This is a genomic window from Ensifer adhaerens (assembly GCF_002940685.1).
In the GTDB taxonomy this organism is placed as follows: domain Bacteria; phylum Pseudomonadota; class Alphaproteobacteria; order Rhizobiales; family Rhizobiaceae; genus Ensifer; species Ensifer adhaerens_E.
On record NZ_PNFP01000008.1, the window covers coordinates 216993 to 237021 of the forward strand.

General features: G+C 63.9%; 19 protein-coding genes. 13 read left to right on the top strand and 6 right to left on the bottom strand.

Going from position 1 to position 20029, the window contains the following annotated elements:
• Positions 1-129 precede the first annotated feature (129 nt).
• Positions 130-624, bottom strand: a complete 495-nt coding sequence (locus C1A35_RS17475) for an acyl-CoA thioesterase (RefSeq protein ID WP_104665647.1) — start codon at positions 622-624, stop codon at positions 130-132.
• Positions 625-839: 215 nt separating this feature from the next.
• Here C1A35_RS17475 and C1A35_RS17480 point away from each other — a divergent pair, with 215 nt between their 5' ends.
• Positions 840-1319 (top strand): DUF2867 domain-containing protein, encoded by a 480-nt coding sequence (locus C1A35_RS17480; protein WP_104665544.1) that lies wholly within the window; start codon positions 840-842, stop codon positions 1317-1319.
• On the opposite strand, the gene C1A35_RS17485 is transcribed toward C1A35_RS17480, so the two are convergent.
• Positions 1316-1924: a TetR/AcrR family transcriptional regulator gene (locus C1A35_RS17485; protein ID WP_104665545.1), complete on the bottom strand. Its 609-nt coding sequence runs from the start codon at positions 1922-1924 to the stop codon at positions 1316-1318. The genes C1A35_RS17480 and C1A35_RS17485 overlap by 4 nt on opposite strands.
• Before the next feature lie 122 nt (positions 1925-2046).
• Between C1A35_RS17485 and C1A35_RS17490 the strand changes: the two genes are divergently transcribed.
• A complete protein-coding gene (locus tag C1A35_RS17490; RefSeq protein ID WP_104665546.1) occupies positions 2047-3285 on the top strand; it encodes an MFS transporter in 1239 nt (412 codons plus the stop codon).
• Positions 3286-3319: 34 nt separating this feature from the next.
• Here the strand turns inward: C1A35_RS17490 and C1A35_RS17495 are convergent, their stop codons facing one another.
• On the bottom strand, positions 3320-4405 hold the full coding sequence (locus C1A35_RS17495) for a TraB/GumN family protein (protein ID WP_104665547.1): 1086 nt from the start codon (positions 4403-4405) through the stop codon (positions 3320-3322).
• Positions 4406-4504: 99 nt separating this feature from the next.
• Entirely contained in the window at positions 4505-5440 is a 936-nt protein-coding gene (locus tag C1A35_RS17500) for a tyrosine recombinase XerC (protein WP_104665548.1), read from the bottom strand.
• A gap of 134 nt (positions 5441-5574) precedes the next feature.
• On the opposite strand from C1A35_RS17500, the gene C1A35_RS17505 reads away from it, so the two are divergent.
• Together C1A35_RS17505 and C1A35_RS17510 are read left to right on the top strand one after the other, a co-directional pair.
• Positions 5575-6498 carry a GNAT family N-acetyltransferase gene (locus C1A35_RS17505; RefSeq protein WP_104665549.1) on the top strand — a complete coding sequence of 308 codons (924 nt, stop codon included), beginning with the start codon at positions 5575-5577 and terminating at the stop codon, positions 6496-6498.
• Positions 6499-6563: 65 nt separating this feature from the next.
• Positions 6564-7697, top strand: a complete 1134-nt coding sequence (locus tag C1A35_RS17510) for an AAA family ATPase (protein ID WP_104665550.1) — start codon at positions 6564-6566, stop codon at positions 7695-7697.
• A gap of 51 nt (positions 7698-7748) precedes the next feature.
• Here the strand turns inward: C1A35_RS17510 and fsa are convergent, their stop codons facing one another.
• On the bottom strand, positions 7749-8402 hold the full coding sequence (fsa, locus tag C1A35_RS17515) for a fructose-6-phosphate aldolase (protein ID WP_104665551.1): 654 nt from the start codon (positions 8400-8402) through the stop codon (positions 7749-7751).
• 180 nt (positions 8403-8582) lie between these two features.
• On the opposite strand from fsa, the gene C1A35_RS17520 reads away from it, so the two are divergent.
• From C1A35_RS17520 to C1A35_RS17555, 8 genes are all read left to right on the top strand, one after another.
• Positions 8583-10799 (top strand): primosomal protein N', encoded by a 2217-nt coding sequence (locus C1A35_RS17520; RefSeq protein ID WP_104665552.1) that lies wholly within the window; start codon positions 8583-8585, stop codon positions 10797-10799.
• A 132-nt stretch (positions 10800-10931) separates the two neighbouring features.
• On the top strand, positions 10932-11318 hold the full coding sequence (locus C1A35_RS17525) for an AGROH133_08824 family phage infection protein (protein ID WP_104665553.1): 387 nt from the start codon (positions 10932-10934) through the stop codon (positions 11316-11318).
• Positions 11319-11576: 258 nt separating this feature from the next.
• Positions 11577-12143, top strand: coding sequence for a F0F1 ATP synthase subunit delta (locus tag C1A35_RS17530; protein ID WP_104665554.1), 567 nt, complete (start codon positions 11577-11579; stop codon positions 12141-12143).
• A complete protein-coding gene (gene atpA, locus C1A35_RS17535) occupies positions 12143-13672 on the top strand; it encodes a F0F1 ATP synthase subunit alpha (RefSeq protein ID WP_043619148.1) in 1530 nt (509 codons plus the stop codon). Before C1A35_RS17530 ends, atpA begins: the two co-directional genes overlap by 1 nt.
• 27 nt (positions 13673-13699) lie before the next feature.
• Positions 13700-14581, top strand: coding sequence for a F0F1 ATP synthase subunit gamma (locus C1A35_RS17540; protein ID WP_104665555.1), 882 nt, complete (start codon positions 13700-13702; stop codon positions 14579-14581).
• A 24-nt stretch (positions 14582-14605) separates the two neighbouring features.
• Positions 14606-16123 carry a F0F1 ATP synthase subunit beta gene (gene atpD / locus C1A35_RS17545; protein ID WP_104665556.1) on the top strand — a complete coding sequence of 506 codons (1518 nt, stop codon included), beginning with the start codon at positions 14606-14608 and terminating at the stop codon, positions 16121-16123.
• A 119-nt stretch (positions 16124-16242) separates the two neighbouring features.
• A complete protein-coding gene (locus C1A35_RS17550; RefSeq protein ID WP_104665648.1) occupies positions 16243-16644 on the top strand; it encodes a F0F1 ATP synthase subunit epsilon in 402 nt (133 codons plus the stop codon).
• Between the two features lie 178 nt (positions 16645-16822).
• On the top strand, positions 16823-18250 hold the full coding sequence (locus tag C1A35_RS17555; RefSeq protein WP_104665557.1) for a mannose-1-phosphate guanylyltransferase/mannose-6-phosphate isomerase: 1428 nt from the start codon (positions 16823-16825) through the stop codon (positions 18248-18250).
• Between the two features lie 86 nt (positions 18251-18336).
• On the opposite strand, the gene C1A35_RS17560 is transcribed toward C1A35_RS17555, so the two are convergent.
• A complete protein-coding gene (locus C1A35_RS17560; protein ID WP_104665558.1) occupies positions 18337-19440 on the bottom strand; it encodes a saccharopine dehydrogenase family protein in 1104 nt (367 codons plus the stop codon).
• A gap of 125 nt (positions 19441-19565) precedes the next feature.
• Between C1A35_RS17560 and C1A35_RS17565 the strand changes: the two genes are divergently transcribed.
• The gene (locus C1A35_RS17565) at positions 19566-19997 is read left to right on the top strand and encodes an Lrp/AsnC family transcriptional regulator (RefSeq protein ID WP_104665559.1); all 432 of its coding nucleotides are present in this window, start codon (positions 19566-19568) and stop codon (positions 19995-19997) included.
• The last annotated feature ends 32 nt before the right edge of the window (positions 19998-20029 follow it).

Here is a 20029-nt window from a genome sequence, read left to right on the forward strand (position 1 = left end):
GCAAGCGGCCCCCTGTTTCCGGCCACGCTCCGGGCGTGCCGACTACCCGTTGTGGCCATCGCCACCTCGGCGGCGTCAGCGTCCGCTGACATTGCCGCCACCGGCTTTTCTGGTCGCCGAGCGACCGTATCACTCTTCAATTGCAGATCTGGCGTCGTGGAAACGCTGCTCGAACTCGCGCCTCAGGCTGCGCCGTGCCTCGGCGGCGCGCTGCCGGCGCTTGCGGTCGGCCGTGTCGGTGACAAGGGTGGGAACCGGCGTCGGGCTGCCGTCCGCGTCGACGGCGACCATGGTGAAGTAACAGGAATTGGTGTGCCGGCGCTCGCCGCTCCTGATGTTCTCGGCTTCGACGCGGATGCCGATTTCCATCGAGGTGCGGCCGGCGTGGTTGACGCAGGCGCGGAAGGTGACGAGTTCGCCGACCTGGATCGGTTGGCGGAAGATCACCTGGTCGACCGAGAGCGTCACCGCATATTGCTGCGAATAGCGCGAGGCGCAGGAGAAGGCCACGCGGTCCAGCAGATTGAGCAGGGCGCCACCATGGACCTTGCCGCTGAAGTTCGCCATGTCGGGCGTCATCAGCACGACCATTTCGAGTTCGCGCGGGTCATGGCTGGTTTCCATCTTCATCTCCTCAATGGATGCGGTTGCGGCGTCTGATCCGAGTTATGCGGGCTTGCTTGCGCGAAGGGAAGGGTGGTCTTGCCGGCGGGAGGTGGCGAGGTGTGACGATTGGCCCGAGGGGCTGCGACAAGCGGCGGCCTGTGCAGCGGAGAAAAGGGGCGCGATCATGCTTCACGTCATGCACGATCAGGGATGCCGATGTCTCAGGAGGAACCATGAAACCGAGAGCCGTGGCCGCGCCATTGCCGAACCGGCATCTTCCACATGCCGACTGGGCGGATCGCTTCGAGCTGGCCCTGGATGGCAAGGGAATGACCGCCGCGCAAGCCGCAGAGCTGTCGCTCGGCCGTTCGCCCCGCTGGGTCCGCGATCTGCTGCGCCTGCGCAATCGTGTTGTCTCGCTCATCGGTCTGAAGTCCGCAGCGCCGAAGCCGGGACGTCTTGGGCTGGTGGGTGCGTTTCCCGTGCTGTCGAGGACCGACGACGAGGTGGTGCTGGGGTTCGACGACAGGCATCTCGATTTTCGCATCGTCGTCGATGTCAGGGCGGGATCGGCGGTCAACCAGATCGTCGGTGTCACGACGCTGATCCGCCGCCACAACGCGCTCGGGCGCATCTACCTGGCGGCGGTGATGCCGTTTCACAAGATGATCGTGCCGACGCTTCTTGAAGGTGTCGGCCGGCCGGGTTTCTAACGGCTCGTCGCCGTCCGCGCAGCGTTTTTCAGCCCTGAAAGCAGCAGGTCGAGATTGTCGATCGCATTGGCAAGGCGCGGCTGCGGATCGTCCGCCTCGGCAATCCAGAGCGCCGCATCGGCAAGCGCGCCATTGATCAGCCGCGCCAAGGTCTCGGCATCCCCCTGCCGCACGATGCCCGCGGCCATCATCGCCGAGAGCCTGGCGGCAAGCGACGCGAGGCATTGGCGTCGGCTCGGCTCCAGCACGCTTGCCCCGAGAACGGCCGGCGCATCCTTCAACACGATCTGCCGGATCTCCGGTTCGAGCGCCATCTCCAGATAGAGCCTGCAGCGTCGCACGAAACCCTCCCAAGGGTCCGGTGCCTGCGAGGCCGCATCGAGCCGCGCATCCATGTCGCCGTCCAGGGTCTCCACCACCGCTCGCAGCAGACCCTTCTTGTCGCCGAAATGATGGTAGAGCGCGCCGCGCGTGAGGCCGGCCGACGCGGTGAAGTCGTCCATGGAGGTCTCGGCGTAGCCGTTCCGGCTGAAGGCATCCCGGGCGGCGGCAATCAGCTTTCCTCTCGTTTCCGCGATCATGTCGCTGCGTGCACGCCTCGTCATTTGCAGCTCCTTTTCTCATACGGTGCGTATGTTAATTGACATGCGAGGCGTATGTCAATATCACTCCCATACGCGACGTATGCCAATGGCGCGACGCTCAGACAAGTATCGCAGGAGGTTTCATGGCCAATCCCTACTCACAGATCTTCGCCGCCAAAGGCACGGTGGGCTTCACCCTGGCGGGATTGGTGTCGCGCCTGCCGCTGTCGATGATGGGCATCGGCATCATCACCATGCTGGCCCAGTCGCGCGGCAGTTACGGACTTGCCGGCGGCGTTGCTGCCGCCTTTACGCTCGCCTCTGCACTCCTGGCGCCACAGGTATCCCGGTTCGTCGACCGGTTCGGCCAAAGCCGCGTCCTGCCGGCTGCCGCCACGCTCAGCCTTCTCGGCACGTCGGCGCTGCTCATCTCGACCCATTGGCAGGCGCCGGACTGGACGCTCTTCGCCTTTGCAATCCTTGCCGGGTGCACGCCGAGCATGTCGGCGATGACCCGGGCGCGATGGACGGAGCTCTATCGGGGCCGTCCCGAACTCAAGACCGCCTTCTCGCTCGAATCCGTCTTCGACGAGATCTGCTTCATCATCGGACCGCCGATCGCCGTCGGCCTGAGCGTCGGCTTGTTTCCCGAGGCCGGACCGCTGGCAGCGGCCATCTGCCTTGCCGTCGGCGTTACCGCCTTCGTGCTGCAGACGCGGACCGAGCCACCGGTCAAACCGGCAGAGACGATCGCGCCGGGTTCGGTTCTTCGTTACCCCGCCTTGCGCGTGCTGATCGTCGCGCTCGCCGGCATGGGCGTCATCGTCGGCACGATCGACGTGGTCAGCGTCGCCTTTGCCGAGGCCGAGGGGCGACCGGCGGCCGCAAGCCTGGTGCTTTCGCTTTATGCGCTCGGTTCCTGCATCGCCGGCCTGGCGTTCGGCGCGGTCAGGATCGGCCTGCCGCTGCCGAAGCTGTTCCTGATCGGCGCGGGCATGACGGCTGCCAGCACATTGCCGCTGCTGTTTGCGGGCGGCATCAGCAGCCTTGCGGTCATGATGTTCGTATCGGGCGTGTTCTTCGCGCCGACGATGATCGTTGCCTTGAGCATCGGCGAAGTCGCGGTGCCGCCGTCGAAACTCACGGAAGGACTGACCTGGCTGACGACTGGCCTCGGGATAGGGGTTGCTGCGGGTGCCGCGGTGTCGGGAGGCGTGGTCGCCCGCTTCGGCGTGCCTGCCGGCTTCACCATTGCGCTCGCCGCCGGCGCCTTGATCGTCGGCGCCGCGGTCTGGGGCTATCGCGGCCTATCGAGGGGCGAGCCCGATGTCGCTGCTGCGCCTCGGGCCGAAGATGCTTCGGCTGTGACCGTGCAGAACTGAAGGTGCCGAACCCCGCACCTTCCGACCAGCGCCATCAGTTGGCGCGCGTGACCGTGAAGCCTTGGTCGCGCAGCAGCTCGACCAGGCCTTCCTTGCCCGGCAGGTGCAGCGCGCCGACGGCCATGAAGGCGCCGCCGTCCTTGAGGATCGGTTCGGCGCGCGTCGCCATCGTCTTGTTGCGGTCGACGATGATGCGCTGCTCGAAGTCGGCATAGCCGAAATCCTCGGTACTCTTGTCCGACACGGCCTTCATCATCGGCATGATCATGCCGGTGTCGCCTGCAAGGTAGAGATCGGTCATCGTCGCGAAGACGTCGTCGATCGTCTTGCCGAGCGCCAGCGTCTCGATGAGCGCGCGCAGATGCAGCTCGGTCGGCAGCGAGTCCATGGCGGCGAGTTGTTCGACCAGCGTCTCCAGGCCCTTCAGCGTCTTGCCCTGACTGACGGCATCCTCGGCGATCTTCTTGTCGAGGAAGGAGGCGCCCGCCGCCTTGCGGCTCATTTCGCAGGCAGGCAGCGCGACGAAGCTCGCGATCATCCAGGGTTTCATGCGGGAAACGAGTGTGAGCGGAATGCCGCGTGCCTTGAGGCCTGTTTCGAGCTGTTCGCGGTCTTCAGGCTTCAGGAAGTCGGCGATCGTCTTGTTGTCCGGAAGCATGGTGAGATCGGGCCGCATCAGGATCGCGGCGGCCGACTTCTTCTCGTCGATGATCTCGTCCGATTCGACGATGACCGTGGAGGCGGCCTCGAAGGCGGCGGGCGCCGCGGCCGGCAGGGCCAGAACGCGCGGGTCGGTGACATGCATCGTGCCGAGCAGCCAGGACGGCGCGACACCGTCCTTCTCGATCTTCCAGAAGATGCCCTTGCTGTTCGGGATGGCGGCGGCTTCCGCTTCGAGCGCGGCCAGTTTCGCCGGGTCGGTTTTTGCAAGCGCGGTCAGAACATTGGCGCCGCCACATTCGATTTCCGTGGCGTCGGCGTCAGCGACGAAGACGAGAGCGACGACGAGGCAGGCGGCGAGCAGGACATGCAGCAGGGCGACCAGCCAGAGCGCGCCGTCGGCGAGCCGCGCAAAAAGGTGACGCGGCAGGTTTCGCTGAGGTCTCGCAAAGGCGGTCATCGTTTTTCCCTGACAGTCGCATGGTCGATGGTCGACCCTAGGCCCGGGCCGGTCACGGCTTCCTTAACGGGCATGGTTAATCCGCCTCTCCGCCGAAAATCAGGCACGCGGATGGGCGCGGTCGTAGATCTCCAGCAGCCGGGCGGAATCGACGCCGGTATAGACCTGGGTGGTCGACAGGCTGGCATGGCCGAGCAGTTCCTGGATGGTCCTGAGATCGCCGCCGCCGGCAAGCAGATGGGTGGCGAAGGAATGGCGCAAAGCGTGCGGCGTCGCGGTCTCTGGCAGGCCGAGCGCACCGCGCAGCTTTTGCATTTCGCGCTGGATGATCGCCGGCTGCAGCTTGGCGCCGCGCGCGCCGCGAAACAGCGGTTCGTCCGCGGCGATCGGGTAGGGGCAGAGCTTGAGATAGGTGGCGACGGCCTCGCGTGCGGCGTCGATCAGCGGCACGATACGGGTCTTGTCGCCCTTGCCGAGAATGCGTAGCGACGAGGGCGCGCCGGCAAACTCCGACGGCGTGAGGCCGAGCGCTTCGGAAATGCGAAGGCCGCAGCCGTAAAGCAGGGTCAGCACGGCGGCATTGCGGGCGGCGATCCAGGGTTCCTCGGCAAGCTGCGCCTGCGAGGTCACCACATTCAGCGCTTCGCGGTCGGTCAACGGCTTCGGTAGCGATTTCGGCTGCTTGGGCGAACGCACCGCAGCCGCACCGGCCGCATTGGCAAGGCCGTTGCGTTCGAGGTAGCGCAGGAAGGAGCGAAGGCCGGCAAGCCCGCGGCCAAGCGTGCGTGCGCCAGCACCCCCCTTGCGGCGCTGGGCGAGAAAGCCACGCAGATCCGCGGGGCGCAGCGTGCGGATGTCGGAAAGCCTTGGCGGTCCGGCGAGATGGCCGGTGAGAAACGTCAGAAACTGCCGCGTGTCGCGCTCATAGGCCTCGACGGTGTTGTCGGAGAGGCGGCGCTCGCGCATGAGGCCGTCGAGCCAGCGCTGGCGCTCGGCGAGGAGCTCCGGATGGCCGATGACGAGAAGCTCGTTCATTGTCGCTTTCCATTGATGTCCGCCCGCGACAATGCCCTGACGCGTCTTATGTTTTTGCTAATGCACCCTTGGAATTTGTCATCCTTCGATCATATAGAATTGCGATGGTCAGCCGCAAACTAACGGATCGGACTATGGCGGGACGGGATTCGGTGAACGGATTCGCGCATTTTGCTGAAGTAATCGCCCTGGTCTCCCAGGGGCAGCCTGGCCACATCGTCGACACCCTGATCGCGGAGCGTGGCCAGCGCATCGTCAAGAGCCCGTTCTGGCCGCTGATGCGGCCTTTCCTCTACACGTTGCTGAACTATCGCAAGGCGCACGAGTTCGCCGATGCTGTCGCCAACATGCCGGGTTTCCAGGCCTTCGAGCATCTGAGTTCGCTGCTCTCGCTGGAAGTGCGCGTCGACCGGCCGGAGCGCATACCTGGCAAGGGCGGCTTCCTGCTCGTCAGCAACCATCCGACCGGCATTGCCGACGGGATCGCCGTCTTCGACCTCTTGAAGAGCCGGCGACCGGACATGATGTTCTTCGCCAATCGCGATGCGGTCCGCGTCAACCCGCGCTTCGTCGAAATGGTCATCCCGGTCGAATGGCGCGAGGAACACAAGAGCAAGCTGAAGGCGCGCGAGACGCTGCAGGTGACCAACCGGGCGATCGGCGAGGGCAAGGCGACGGTGCTCTTTCCCTCCGGCCGCATCGCCTATTGGGCCGACGGCTGCCTCAACGAGCGGCCATGGAAGACCTCGGCCGTGGGTTTTGCGCGCAAGTACGGCCTGCCGATCCTGCCGGTGCATATGAGCGCCCGCAATTCCGGCCTGTTCTACTGGTTCGCCAAGTGGTCGACCGAGCTGCGCGACATGACCGTCTTCCACGAATTGCTGAACAAGAAGGGCGATCTCTTCGACTTCCGCATCGGCAACCTCATTCCGCCCGAGGCGCTCGACGGCGAGGCCGGCGAGGTGACGAAGGCGCTGGAAAGGCACACGGTCTTCGATCTGGCGATCGATGCCGACGCTGAATTCCGGCCGAGGCTGCAATTGGCGGCCGCGCTCTAGCGACAGTCGACGCCGGTGCGAACGCGGGCTTCACGGCGGTGGGCGGATCGGCTAGGTCTTGCACCATGCAGCTTCAATCCATGTTCGCCGAAAACTACCGTTCGTTGAAGTCGATCCGCATGGATCTGACCGGCGTTAACCTGTTCATCGGCGAGAACGGTGTCGGCAAGTCCAATCTCTATCGCGCGCTTCAGCTCGTGCAGTCGGCCACGCGTGGAACGCTGGCGCGCGAGATCGCCGAGGAGGGTGGCATGTCCTCGGCGCTCTGGAGCGGGCGCCGCCGCGCCGACAAGCCGGTGCGCATTAGGCTCGAAACCGAGCTTCTGGACGAAGAACGTGCGATCACCTTCCGTTACCGCATCGAGGCTGGACTGCGCCCGCCTCCGCCTGCGGCCGGGTTTGCCTATGAGCCGCAGGTCAAGGAGGAGGAACTGACCGTCGAAACCGGCCGCCGGCCGGTGACGATGATGAAGCGCTCCGGCCCGGGTATCTTCGTGCGCGGCGAGCGCGGACGGATGGAGGACTATCCCGAGCAGGCCTTGACCTCGGAGACGGCGATCTCGCTGCTCGGCGACGCCGGCCATTATCCGGAGGTCGGCACCTTCCGCCGTGCCGTCGACCAGTGGCGCTTCTTCCATGGCTTCCGCACCGACCGCGAATCGCCCCTGCGGCTGCCCTGCCTCGCCGTCACCGCGCCGATGCTGGATGAGACCGGCGTCAACATGGCGGCGGTCTTTGCGACGCTCCGGCACACGCGCGAGGACACGGTCGATCTCGATCGTGCGATCGCCGACGCCTTCGGCGGTGCCCGTCTCGACGTTCCCGAGCCCGGCCAGTTTGCCGAATTCTCACTGATCTTTCCGGATTTTCCGAGCCGGCCGTTTTCGCCGCGCGAGCTTTCCGATGGGCAGATGCGCTTCCTGGCGCTGGCGGCCGCGTTGCTGTCCTATCGCCGGCCCCGCTTCATCGCGCTCAACGAGCCGGAGACAAGCCTGCATCCGGACATGCTGCCGGCGCTTGCGGACATGATCGCCAGCGCCTCGCGCGAAAGTCAGATCTGGATCGTCACCCATTCGGAGCGGCTGGCAGAGGAGGTGCGGCAGCGCTCAGGCGTCCGACCGCGCCGGGTGATCCGCAAAGACAGCGCCACCTGGATCGACGGCATGCGGCTGACGGGCCTGATGGACGACGACGAATAGGCACAAAAAACCCCGCATCGCTGCGGGGTTTTTCATTCATTGCTGAACCGATCAGGCGATCTTCTGGCCGGTCTTGGCCCAGTCGGCCAGGAACATTTCCAGGCCCTTGTCGGTCAGCGGGTGCTTGACGAGCGCCTTCAGCGTTGCCGGCGGTGCGGTGACGACGTCGGCGCCGATGAGGGCGGCTTCCTTGACGTGGTTGACCGTGCGGATCGAGGCGGCGAGGATTTCGGTCTCGTAGCCGTAGTTGTCGAAGATGTGGCGGATTTCGCGGATCAGGTCCATGCCGTCAAACGCGATGTCGTCGAGGCGGCCGACGAAGGGCGAGACGAAGGTCGCGCCGGCCTTGGCAGCGAGCAGCGCCTGGTTGGCCGAGAAGCACAGCGTCACGTTGGTCTGGTGACCGTCAGAGGTCAGCGCCTTGCAGGCCTTGAGGCCGTCGAGCGTCAGCGGCAGCTTGATGCAGATGTTGTCGGCGATCTTCGATAGAACGGCGGCTTCCTTCATCATCTCGGCATATTCGGTGGCGGTGACTTCAGCCGAAACCGGGCCCTCGACGATGCCGCAGATTTCCTTGGTGACTTCCGTGATGTCGCGGCCCGACTTCAGGATCAGCGACGGGTTGGTGGTGACGCCATCGAGAAGGCCGAGATCGTTCAGCTCACGGATTTCCTTGACGTCGGCGGTATCAACGAAAAATTTCATGGGGTCACTCCCTTGGGGCACGATTGCCGTTCGGGCGCATATCTACCGGGGAGGAATTCCGTTGGCAGAGATCGCGCGCGTTGAAACTCTGGTGGAACCGTGACAAACCCTGCGGCCTGCAAGGCTGCGGTTCGCAGCGCAGTTTTCTTTAACCGAAACACGTGGCAAGGTCACGGCAAAATGACTCGCGATTCAACCGATTTATTCGGCGATTTGCTCGGGCCCGCTTCGGCCCGTCGCGTCGTGCCGGTCCTGGTGCCCATGCCGGCGCCAAAAGCCTATTCCTATGCGGTTCCCGACCATATGGCGGTCGAGCCGGGCTCGATCGTGCAGGTGCCGCTCGGGCCCCGCCTCGTCGTCGGCGTCGTCTGGGATGGTGACGATGACGGCTCCGTCGATCCGAAGAAACTCAAGACGATCGAGAAGGTCTTCGACTGCCCGCCGCTGACGCGCGACATGCGCACCTTTCTCGACTGGGTGGCAGCCTATACCGTCACGCCGCCCGGACTGGTCGCGCGCATGGCGCTGCGCGCGCCGACGGCGTTCGATCCCGAGCCGATGGTGGAAGCCCTGCGCCTCACCGAGATGCGGCCAGAACGCATGACGGCAGCGCGCGAACGGGTGATCGCCGCCGCCGGCGACGGTTTCTCCTGGACCCGCTCCGGACTTGCGCACGCGGCCGGCACGTCCTCCAGTGTCATCGATGGTCTCACGCAGCAGGGCGTATTCGAGACCGTCTTCATGGCGCCGCCGCCGGTGGTCGCCCTGCCAGATCCCGATTTCGTCGCCCCGCGACTCGAAGGTCCGCAGAAGGATGCGGCGGCCGACCTGCTCGCCGCCGTCGAAGAGGGCGGCTTTTCGGTGTCGCTGATCGACGGCATCACCGGTTCGGGCAAGACCGAGGTCTATTTCGAGGCGATCGCGGCAACGCTTCGAGCCGGCAAGCAGGTGCTCATTCTTCTGCCGGAGATCGCGCTGACGTCGAGCTTCCTCGAGCGCTTCCAGGATCGCTTCGGTTCAAAGCCTGCCGAATGGCATTCGGATCTGGCGCCCCGCACCCGCGAAAAGGTCTGGCGGCAGGTGGCGACGGGCACGGTCCGTGTCGTCGCCGGCGCGCGCTCCGCCCTGTTCCTGCCGTTCGAGGAGCTGGGCCTCATCATCGTCGACGAAGAGCACGACCCGGCCTACAAGCAGGAAGACCGCGTCTTTTACAATGCGCGCGACATGGCGGTCGTGCGGGGCCGCATCACCGGCTTTCCCGTCGTGCTCGTGTCGGCGACGCCGTCGGTCGAAAGCCGGGTCAATGGCGAAGTCGGCCGCTACAAGCCGATCCATCTGCCGACCCGTTTCGGCGATGCGGCGCTGCCGAGACTCGGCGTCGTCGACATGCGCCAGCATCCCCCGGCGCGCGGCGGCTTCCTGTCGCCGGTGCTGTTGAACCAGGTCGGCAAGGCGGTCGAGCGCGGCGAGCAGGCGCTGCTTTTCCTCAACCGCCGCGGCTACGCGCCGCTGACGCTCTGCCGCGTCTGCGGCCACCGCTTCCAGTGCCCGGACTGTTCGAGCTGGCTCGTCGAGCATCGCTTCCGCGGACAGATCCAGTGCCATCAGTGCGGCTATTCCGAGCGCACGCCGGAAGCCTGCCCGGAATGCGGCACGCTCGATCATCTCGTTGCCTGCGGCCCGGGGGTCGAGCGCATCGCCGAAGAGGTGGAGCGGCATTTCCCGGACGCGCGCACCATCGTGCTTTCCTCGGACCTGATGGGCGTCAAGCGTCTGCGGCTGGAGCTCGAAGCGATCACGCGTGGCGAAGCCGATATCGTCATCGGTACCCAGCTCGTCGCCAAGGGGCATAACTTCCCGCTGATGACGCTGGTCGGCATCGTCGATGCCGACCTCGGTCTGGCAAACGGCGATCCGCGTGCGGCTGAGCGGACCTTTCAATTGCTCTCGCAGGTGACCGGCCGCGCGGGCCGAACCGGCCTCAAAAGTCTAGGTCTGCTGCAGACCTACCAGCCGCAGCATCCGGTGATGCAGGCGATCGTCTCCGGCGACGCCGACGCCTTCTACGATCGCGAGATCACCGAGCGCGAGAAGGCGCTCTTGCCGCCCTTCGGCCGGCTTGCCTCGCTGATCGTTTCGGCCGACACGCGCCAGGATGCCGAGGGGCACGCGCGGGGCTTGCGTATGGCAGCACCCCGGACGGATGGCATTGCCATTCTCGGTCCGGCCGAGGCGCCGCTGGCGCTGATCCGCGGCCGCCACCGTTTCCGTCTGCTGGTGCATGGCCGGCGCAACAGCGACATGCAGGCCTTCGTCAAGGCGATGATTGCCGCCGGCCCCAAGGAGCGTGGCTCGATCAGCGTCCAGCTCGACATCGATCCGCAGAGCTTCCTCTAGGTTCGAGTTTCCTGTGACCGGTGCATAAGAGCCTGTGGGCGATTCACAATCGGAGCGACTTGCGCTAGAGGTCAGGACGTGTCGCTTCGGCGGACGAAGCAACGGGACAACGGGCGCACAGCGGGAACGGGCATGGAATTCTACATTCCGACGGAAACCGGCGAATTCCTCGCCTTCTGTGCGGCGGCAGCGGCAGCGCTGATCGGTGTCGTCATGCTGTTTGCCCCGCGGCTGACCTTTCGCGCCGCAGGCATCGGCATTGCCGAGGGGCGGCGTGGCGGCCTTGCCGAGGCGCGCTCGACCATGGGCGGCATGCATGTCGGGCTCGGGCTTGCCGCCATCCTGCTGGCGCAGCCGATGGTCTATCTCGCTGTTGGTGCCGCCTTTGCGCTGGCCGCTTTCGGTCGAATCCTCTCCATGATGAGCGACAATGGCGGCACGCTTTACAACTGGGCGGCGCTCATTGTTCAGGCCGCACTCGCCATCCTTCCGCTCGCCTATGTCTTCGGCATGATCTGATCGCGATTGCGGGCTTCTCCGCTGTTGACCGGCGCAGGACCGAATTTACGGCAAAATTCGGCCCAAGGTGGCCGACTTATGCCGCATTCCTGCCGTTCGCGTGTTGCGAGTCCAAACATCCTATGCTAGACGAACCGCGAATTGCGGGGGAAGTGGGTCGCCAGGCCTCGATATCCTGCAAATTATTGCAGCAAATTCAAGAGCTTAAGTTGACGGCCCACCGCCAGCACGGTTCTTGGATGAAATTGAGAGAAGCTTGTGCCCGTGGCAGACACATCCCAGCTTATTTCCGGTGTTGCAGAAAGATATGCGTCCTCGCTTTTTGAACTCGCGCTCAGCGCCGGTTCGGTCGAGGCAGTCGGTGCGGATCTTGGCCGCGTCCAGACCCTGATCGACGGCAGCGACGATCTGAAGCGGCTGATCGCAAGCCCGGTCTTTTCTGCAGACGACCAGTTCAAGGCCATTTCGGCAGTTGCCGCAAAGGCTGGCATCTCCGGGCTCGTCGGCAACTTCCTCAAGGTCGTTGCCCGCAATCGTCGCCTCTTCGCGCTGCCGGGCATGATCAAGGCGTTCCGCCTGATCGCTGCGCGCCATCGTGGCGAAATCTCCGCCGACGTCACGTCGGCCCATGCGCTCTCCGCAGCGCAGCAAACTGAATTGAAGGCGACGCTCAAGGGCGTCACCGGCAAAGACGTGGCGGTCAACGTCACCGTCGACCCGTCTATTCTTGGAGGTCTGATCGTCAAGGTCGGGTCCCGCCAGATTGACACTTCCCTTCGCACCAAACTCTCTACCCTTAAGCTTGCACTGAAAGAGGTCGGCTGATGGATATCCGCGCCGCGGAAATTTCCGCAATTCTCAAAGATCAGATCAAAAATTTCGGCCAGGAAGCAGAAGTCTCCGAAGTCGGTCAGGTGCTTTCCGTCGGTGACGGTATTGCCCGCGTCTACGGCCTCGACAATGTTCAGGCAGGCGAAATGGTCGAATTCCCGGGTGGAATTCGCGGCATGGCGCTGAACCTCGAAGCCGACAACGTCGGTGTCGTTATCTTCGGTTCGGACCGCGACATCAAGGAAGGCGACACCGTCAAGCGGACTGGCGCCATCGTGGACGTTCCGGTTGGTCCGGAACTGCTCGGCCGCGTCGTCGACGCGCTCGGCAACCCGATCGACGGCAAGGGCCCGATCAACGCCAAGCAGCGCGCTCGCGTTGACGTCAAGGCTCCGGGCATCATTCCGCGCAAGTCGGTGCATGAGCCGATGTCGACCGGCCTCAAGGCCATCGACGCCCTCATCCCGGTTGGCCGCGGCCAGCGCGAGCTCGTCATCGGTGACCGCCAGACCGGCAAGACCGCGATCATTCTCGACACGATCCTCAACCAGAAGGCCATTCACGACAATGGTCCGGACGGCGACAAGCTGTATTGCGTCTACGTTGCAATCGGCCAGAAGCGTTCGACGGTTGCCCAGTTCGTGAAGGTTCTGGAAGAGCGTGGCGCTCTGCAGTACTCGATCATCGTTGCCGCTACGGCTTCCGATCCGGCGCCGATGCAGTACCTCGCACCGTTCGCCGGCTGCGCGATGGGCGAATACTTCCGTGACAACGGCAAGCACGCTCTTATCGGCTATGACGACCTGTCCAAGCAGGCTGTTGCCTACCGTCAGATGTCGCTCCTGCTGCGCCGCCCGCCGGGCCGCGAAGCTTACCCGGGTGACGTTTTCTACCTGCACTCCCGCCTGCTCGAGCGCGCTGCAAAGCTGAACGACGACATGGGCGCTGGCTCGCTGACGGCTCTGCCGGTCATCGAAACGCAGGGCAACGACGTTTCGGCGTTCATCCCGACCAACGTGATCTCGATCACCGACGGCCAGATCTTCCTTGAAACCGACCTGTTCTACCAGGGCATCCGTCCGGCCGTTAACGTCGGTCTGTCGGTTTCGCGCGTCGGTTCCGCCGCGCAGATCAAGGCGATGAAGCAGGTTGCCGGTTCGATCAAGGGCGAGCTCGCCCAGTATCGCGAAATGGCCGCCTTCGCTCAGTTCGGTTCGGACCTCGACGCCGCTACGCAGCGTCTCCTGAACCGCGGTGCGCGTCTGACCGAACTCCTGAAGCAGCCGCAGTTCTCGCCGCTGAAGACGGAAGAGCAGGTCGCTGTCATCTTCGCAGGCGTCAACGGCTACCTCGACAAGCTGCCGGTCAACCAGGTCGGCAAGTTCGAGCAGGGCCTGCTTTCGTACATGCGTTCGGAAGGCAAGGACATCCTGGAAACCATCCGCAAGGACAAGGCGATCTCCGACGACGTCAAGGGCAAGCTGAAGGCTGCAATCGACAGCTTCGCCAAGTCTTTCGCCTGAGCGGATTTCATTTAGGACGGATAACGGATGCCTTCACTTAAGGATCTGAAGAACCGGATCGCCTCCGTCAAGGCGACGCAGAAGATCACCAAGGCGATGAAAATGGTCGCCGCGGCGAAGCTTCGGCGTGCGCAGGAGGCGGCCGAGGCCGCCCGGCCTTACTCGCAGCGCATGGCTGCCGTTCTCGCCAACATCGCCCAGGCGGTTGGCGCGGACGACAGCGCGCCTGCTCTGATGACCGGAACCGGCAAGGACGATACGCACCTTCTGGTCGTCTGCACGGCTGAACGCGGCCTTTGCGGCGGCTTCAACTCGCAGATCGCCCGTCATGCCCGCGACCACGTTCGCAAGCTGCTTGCAGCCGGCAAGACGGTCAAGATCATCTGCGTCGGCAAGAAGGGCTTCGATATCCTGCGCCGCGAATACGCGTCGCTGATCATCGATCGTGTCGACCTGCGTGAGGTCAAGAAGATCGGCTTTGAAAACGCCGACCAGATTGGCCACAAGGTCATCGCGCTCTTCGAAAAGGGCGAGTTCGATGTCTGCACGCTGTTCTACTCCGAGTTCAAGTCCGTTATCGCCCAGATTCCGACGGCTCAGCAGCTGATCCCCGCTTCGGCCGGCCCGGTCGCAGCGGAAGCATCCGATGCTTCGGCCGTCTACGAATATGAGCCGGACGCGGGCGCGATCCTCACCGATCTCATTCCGCGCAACATTTCCGTGCAGATCTTCCGGGCCTTGCTCGAGAACGTCGCTGGCGAAATGGGTGCCAAGATGAGCGCGATGGATAACGCGACGCGCAATGCTGGTGAGATGATCAACAAGCTGACGCTGAACTACAACCGTCAGCGCCAGGCTCAGATCACCAAGGAACTCATTGAAATCATCTCGGGCGCGGAAGCGCTCTAAGGTCACGAGAAGAGGGTAAGGATTATGGCTAAGGCAGCTACCCCGAAAGAAACCGCAGCGGAGAAGAAGCCCGCTGCACCGAGGAAGGCAGCTTCCGCCAAGACCGCAGCAGTGGCCGCAACCGGCTCTGTCGGTCGCGTAACGCAGGTCATCGGCGCCGTCGTCGACGTCGCGTTCGAAGAAGGCCAGCTTCCGCAGATCCTGAACGCGCTGGAAACCGACAACAACGGTAACCGCCTCGTTCTCGAAGTCGCGCAGCACCTCGGCGAAAACTCCGTCCGCACGATCGCCATGGACTCGACCGAAGGTCTCGTCCGCGGCCAGTCGGTCACCGACACCGGCGCACCGATCACGGTTCCGGTTGGCGACGAAACGCTCGGCCGCATCATGAACGTCATCGGCGAGCCGGTTGACGAAGCCGGTCCGCTCGTCACCTCCGGCAAGCGCGCCATCCACCAGGAAGCGCCGTCCTACGTCGAACAGTCGACGGAAGCGCAGATCCTCGTCACCGGCATCAAGGTCGTCGACCTCCTCGCTCCTTACGCAAAGGGCGGCAAGATCGGCCTCTTCGGCGGCGCAGGCGTCGGCAAGACCGTTCTCATCATGGAACTGATCAACAACGTCGCCAAGGCGCACGGTGGTTACTCGGTGTTCGCAGGCGTGGGTGAACGTACCCGCGAAGGCAACGACCTTTACCACGAAATGATCGAATCCGGCGTTAACAAGCACGGCGGCGGTGCAGGCTCCAAGGCTGCCCTCGTATACGGCCAGATGAACGAACCGCCGGGCGCCCGCGCTCGCGTCGCTCTGACCGGTCTGACGATCGCTGAAGACTTCCGCGACAAGGGCCAGGACGTTCTGTTCTTCGTCGACAACATCTTCCGCTTCACCCAGGCAGGTTCCGAAGTGTCGGCTCTGCTCGGCCGTATTCCTTCGGCCGTGGGCTACCAGCCGACGCTGGCGACCGACATGGGCCAGATGCAGGAACGCATCACCACCACGACCAAGGGCTCGATCACCTCGGTTCAGGCCATCTACGTTCCGGCCGACGACTTGACCGACCCGGCGCCGGCAACCTCGTTCGCCCACCTGGACGCAACGACGGTTCTGTCGCGCTCGATCGCCGAAAAGGGCATCTACCCGGCCGTTGACCCGCTCGACTCCACGTCGCGCATGCTCGACCCGATGATCGTTGGCGAAGAGCACTACGAAGTGTCGCGTAAGGTCCAGACGACCCTGCAGCGCTACAAGGCTCTCCAGGACATCATCGCCATCCTGGGCATGGACGAACTGTCTGAAGAAGACAAGCTGGCCGTTGCCCGCGCTCGCAAGATCGAACGCTTCCTGTCGCAGCCGTTCTTCGTCGCCGAAGTCTTCACCGGTTCGCCGGGCAAGCTCGTCGCTCTCGAAGACACGATCAAGGGCTTCAAGGGCCTGGTCAACGGCGAGTACGACCACCTGCCGGAAGCTGCCTTCTACATGGTCGGCTCGATCGAAGAAGCGATCGAAAAGGCCAAGAAGCTGGCTGCCGAAGCCGCTTGATTTGACTGTTAAGCCTCGGCGCGCCCAAGCGCCGAGGCTTTCATCCTGTCCTTCATTGAGGATAGGGAAGACATGCACAGCCCCCTCCTAGGTGGCGCGCCCACGAGAAGTGAATGGTCATGGCCGATTTCAACTTTGAGCTTGTTTCCCCCGAGCGCCTGCTCCTCTCCGAAAAGGTGACGGAAGTCGTCATTCCGGCGACCGAGGGCGAGATGACCGTGATGGCCAATCATGCGCCGACGATGACGACGATCAAGCCTGGCGTGGTCTCGGTAAAGACGGCCGACGGCAAGACGGAGCGTTTTGTGGTGTTTGGCGGTTTCGCCGATATCCTGCCGACCGGCTGCACGCTGCTTGCCGAATCCGCCATCCATGTCGATGAGCTCGACCGCACGGTGCTCGAAAACCGCATCGATGCGGTTCGTGCAGAGCTCGAAGGCGCTGGCGACGAGAAGAAGACCCGTCTTGAGCAGTTCGTCGCCGAACTGACGAAGCTTGGCGAGATCGTGATCCCGGCCTGAAAGGGACACCCGGAAGGGTGAAGCGAATGAGAAAGCCCCGCCTTCGAGCGGGGTTTTTTGTTGCTCGCTCTGCCGGATCTTGTAAGCAATAGCAGCGGGACCGGCCATTTTGGCCATTCTACATTTCCGCTGCTGTACTGGTGCTGCATCGTTCAGCCTAGCAAGAGAGACCGCTGGCATGACGTCGAAGATTGTTCCTGTCATCATGGCCGGTGGAAAGGGCACCCGACTGTGGCCGCTCTCGCGCTCCGCTGCGCCGAAGCAGTTCCTGCAGATCCTCTCCGAACGCTCGCTGTTCCAGCAGACGCTCGAAAGGGTGCGAGACCCGGCGCAATATGAACCGGCCATCGTCGTCACGAACAGCGATTTCCGCTTCATCGTCGCCGAGCAGGCGCGCGCGCTCCATGCCCAGCTCGGCGAAATCCTGCTTGAGCCGGTGGCGCGCAATACCGCGCCCGCCCTTGCCGCTGCCGCATTTGCGGTTCTTGCCCGCTACGGCGAAGGCGCGATCATGCAGGTGCTCGCCTCCGATCACGAGATCGATGCCGGCGCCATCTACAACGATTGCATCCTAAGGGCGCACGCTGCCGCCAAGCGGGGCGAGCTGGTGACGTTCGGTATCACGCCGACCGAGCCGGCCACGGGCTATGGCTACATCGAGTGCGGCGACGAACTGGCCGAAGGTACGAACCGGGTGGCGCGCTTCGTCGAAAAGCCGGATCGGGCGAAGGCCGAGGCGATGCTCGCTTCCGGGCGCTATCTCTGGAATTCCGGCCTGTTCATGCTGCCGGTGACGCCCTTTCTCGACGAGCTGAAGCGGTTTGCGCCGCAGGTGTGGGAGGCGGCGCAGCGCGCCGTGGAAAGCGCCTACAAGGATCTGGACTTCACCCGGCTTCATGGGGAGAGCTTTGCATCCGCTCCCGATATCTCGGTCGACTACGCCGTATTCGAAAAGACCGAGCGCGCTGCCGTCGTGCCGTCTTCCTTCCTGTGGTCGGATCTCGGAAGCTGGGACGCGGTCTGGAAGACAGGCCGCAAGGATGCAGACGGCAATGTCGTAACGGACAGGGCAACGGTATCGAACACCCGCAATTCGCTGGTTCTGTCGCGCGACATTCACCTGGCAGTGCAGGGGCTCGAGGATGTGGCCGTCATTGCCGGCGAGGATGCCGTCTATGTCGGGCGGCTGGACGACAGCCAGAGCGTCGGCAACATCGTCAAGGTTCTGGCCCGCTCTCCGCAAACCGCGGCGCTGACGGAAGTGCACCCGACCTCCTACCGTCCCTGGGGCGCCGTTGCAGCTCTTTCCGACGGCGAGCGCTTCTCGGTCAAGCGGTTGCGGGTGATGCCCGGCAAGAAGATCTCCTTGCAGAGGCATCATCATCGCGCCGAGCACTGGATCGTCGTGCGCGGCACGGCGGAAATCACCATGGGTGAGGAGACGCGGCTCCTGCACGAGAACGAGTCGGTGTTCATTCCGCTCGGTATGGTGCACCGGCTGCACAACCCAGGCAGGATTCCGCTGGAGCTGATCGAGGTGCAGACCGGGTCCTATCTCGGCGACGACGACACCGTGCGCATCGAGGACGAATTCGGCCGCAACTGAAGCGCGCCCTGTCTTGCTTTGCCATGAAACGAAAAATGCCCGGGCTGAACCCGGGCATTGAAGTCGGCGCATCAGGGCTGATTGGCTCAGCCGGCGACGCGCGCGGTCTCGCCCTTCTGGGCGTAGTAGTGACCGAAGCGGTTGGCGAGGAAGGTGTCGAGGCCGATGTCTTCCTGGCGGACAAAACCCTTCGAGGCGATCTTGCCTTCGGCGAGCAGGTCGAGCACGGCGCAGATGCTGCCGGCCGTGGTGATCTGGATGCCGCTCTGCATGCGACCGGCAACGACGCCGCTATAGACCTTGTTGGCGTAGGTTTCCTGGATCAGGCGACCGTCGCGGAAACCCGAAACAGTGACGAAGATCACGACGACGTCCTGGGTGGTGGTCGGCAGCGAGTTTTCGAAGATGTCCTTGAGGACTTCGCGGCGGTGACGCAGGCCGAGGTCGTTCAGCAGCGCCTTCATGATGGCGGCGTGGCCCGGATAGCGGATCGTCTTGTAGTTCAGCGTGCGGACCTTGCCCTTCAGTGTTTCGCAGAGCGTGCCGAGACCGCCAGAGGTGTTGAAGGCTTCGTAGGTGACGCCGTCGAGCGAGAACTCTTCGCGCTCTTCCATGGCCGGAACTTCGATCAGGTTGCTCTCAACGATCGCCTCGCAGGGCTCGATGTATTCGTTGATGACGCCGTCGGTGCTCCAGGTGAGGTTGTAGTTGAGGGCGTTGGACGGATACTGCGGCAGGGCGCCGACGCGCATGCGTACGCTTTCGAGCGTCTGGAAGCGGCTGGCGAGATCGTTGGCGACGATCGAGATGAAGCCCGGCGCGAGGCCGCACTGCGGGATGAAGGCGGTGTTTGCCTTGGCGGCAATCGCCTTGACCTGGCGGGTGGATTCGACGTCTTCGGTGAGATCGAGATAGTGGATGCCGGCTTCGGCAGCGGCCTCGGCAATCGCGACCGTCAGGTGGAACGGAGCGGCGCTGAGCACGGCGAACTTTCCGGAAAGAAGCGCGACGAGCGCCTTCTTGTCACCGATGTCGACGGTTGCCGTCGTGATCGCGGCATGCTTTTCGATCTGCTCCAGCTGCTCGGCGCTGCGGTCGGCGACGCAGACGCTGTAGTCGCCGGTGTGGGCGAGCATGCGAGCGATGGTGGAGCCGATCTTGCCTGCTCCGATGACGACGATATTCTTCATTCTTTCCCCCAGGGCATGAGAACTGTTTCTGCGCCTATTGTCGGCGTGGGGGCTGTTGATTTGAAGCTGTGATATGACTAAATCGCCTATTGAAACTCGGCAGATTGCCTAAATGGACCGACGATATGCAGATCACCGACAAGGATCGTGAGCTTCTCGCCATCTTGAGCGAAAACGCCCGCATGCCGACGGCGACGATTGCCCGAAGGCTCGGCCTGTCGCGCACGACGGTGCAGGCTCGTATCGAGCGGCTCGAGCGCGAAGGCGTCATCGCCGGCTATGGCGTGCGGCTGTCGGAAAGCTACGAGAAGGGGCTGGTGAAAGCGCATGTGCTGATCACCATCGCGCCGCGGGCGCTGCCCCGCGTCACGCCGGAACTGAGCGCAATCCGCGAGATCCAGACCCTGCATTCCGTCAGCGGCAGCTTCGACCTGATCGCCGTGGTCGCGGCGACATCGATCAGCGAGCTCGATCTTCTGATCGACCGGATCGGCGAAATCGATGGCGTCGACCGGACGCTGTCGTCGATCATTCTCTCGACCCGGATCGACCGCTAGGCCGTCCTTCGGCTCAAGCGCTATTCGGCGCG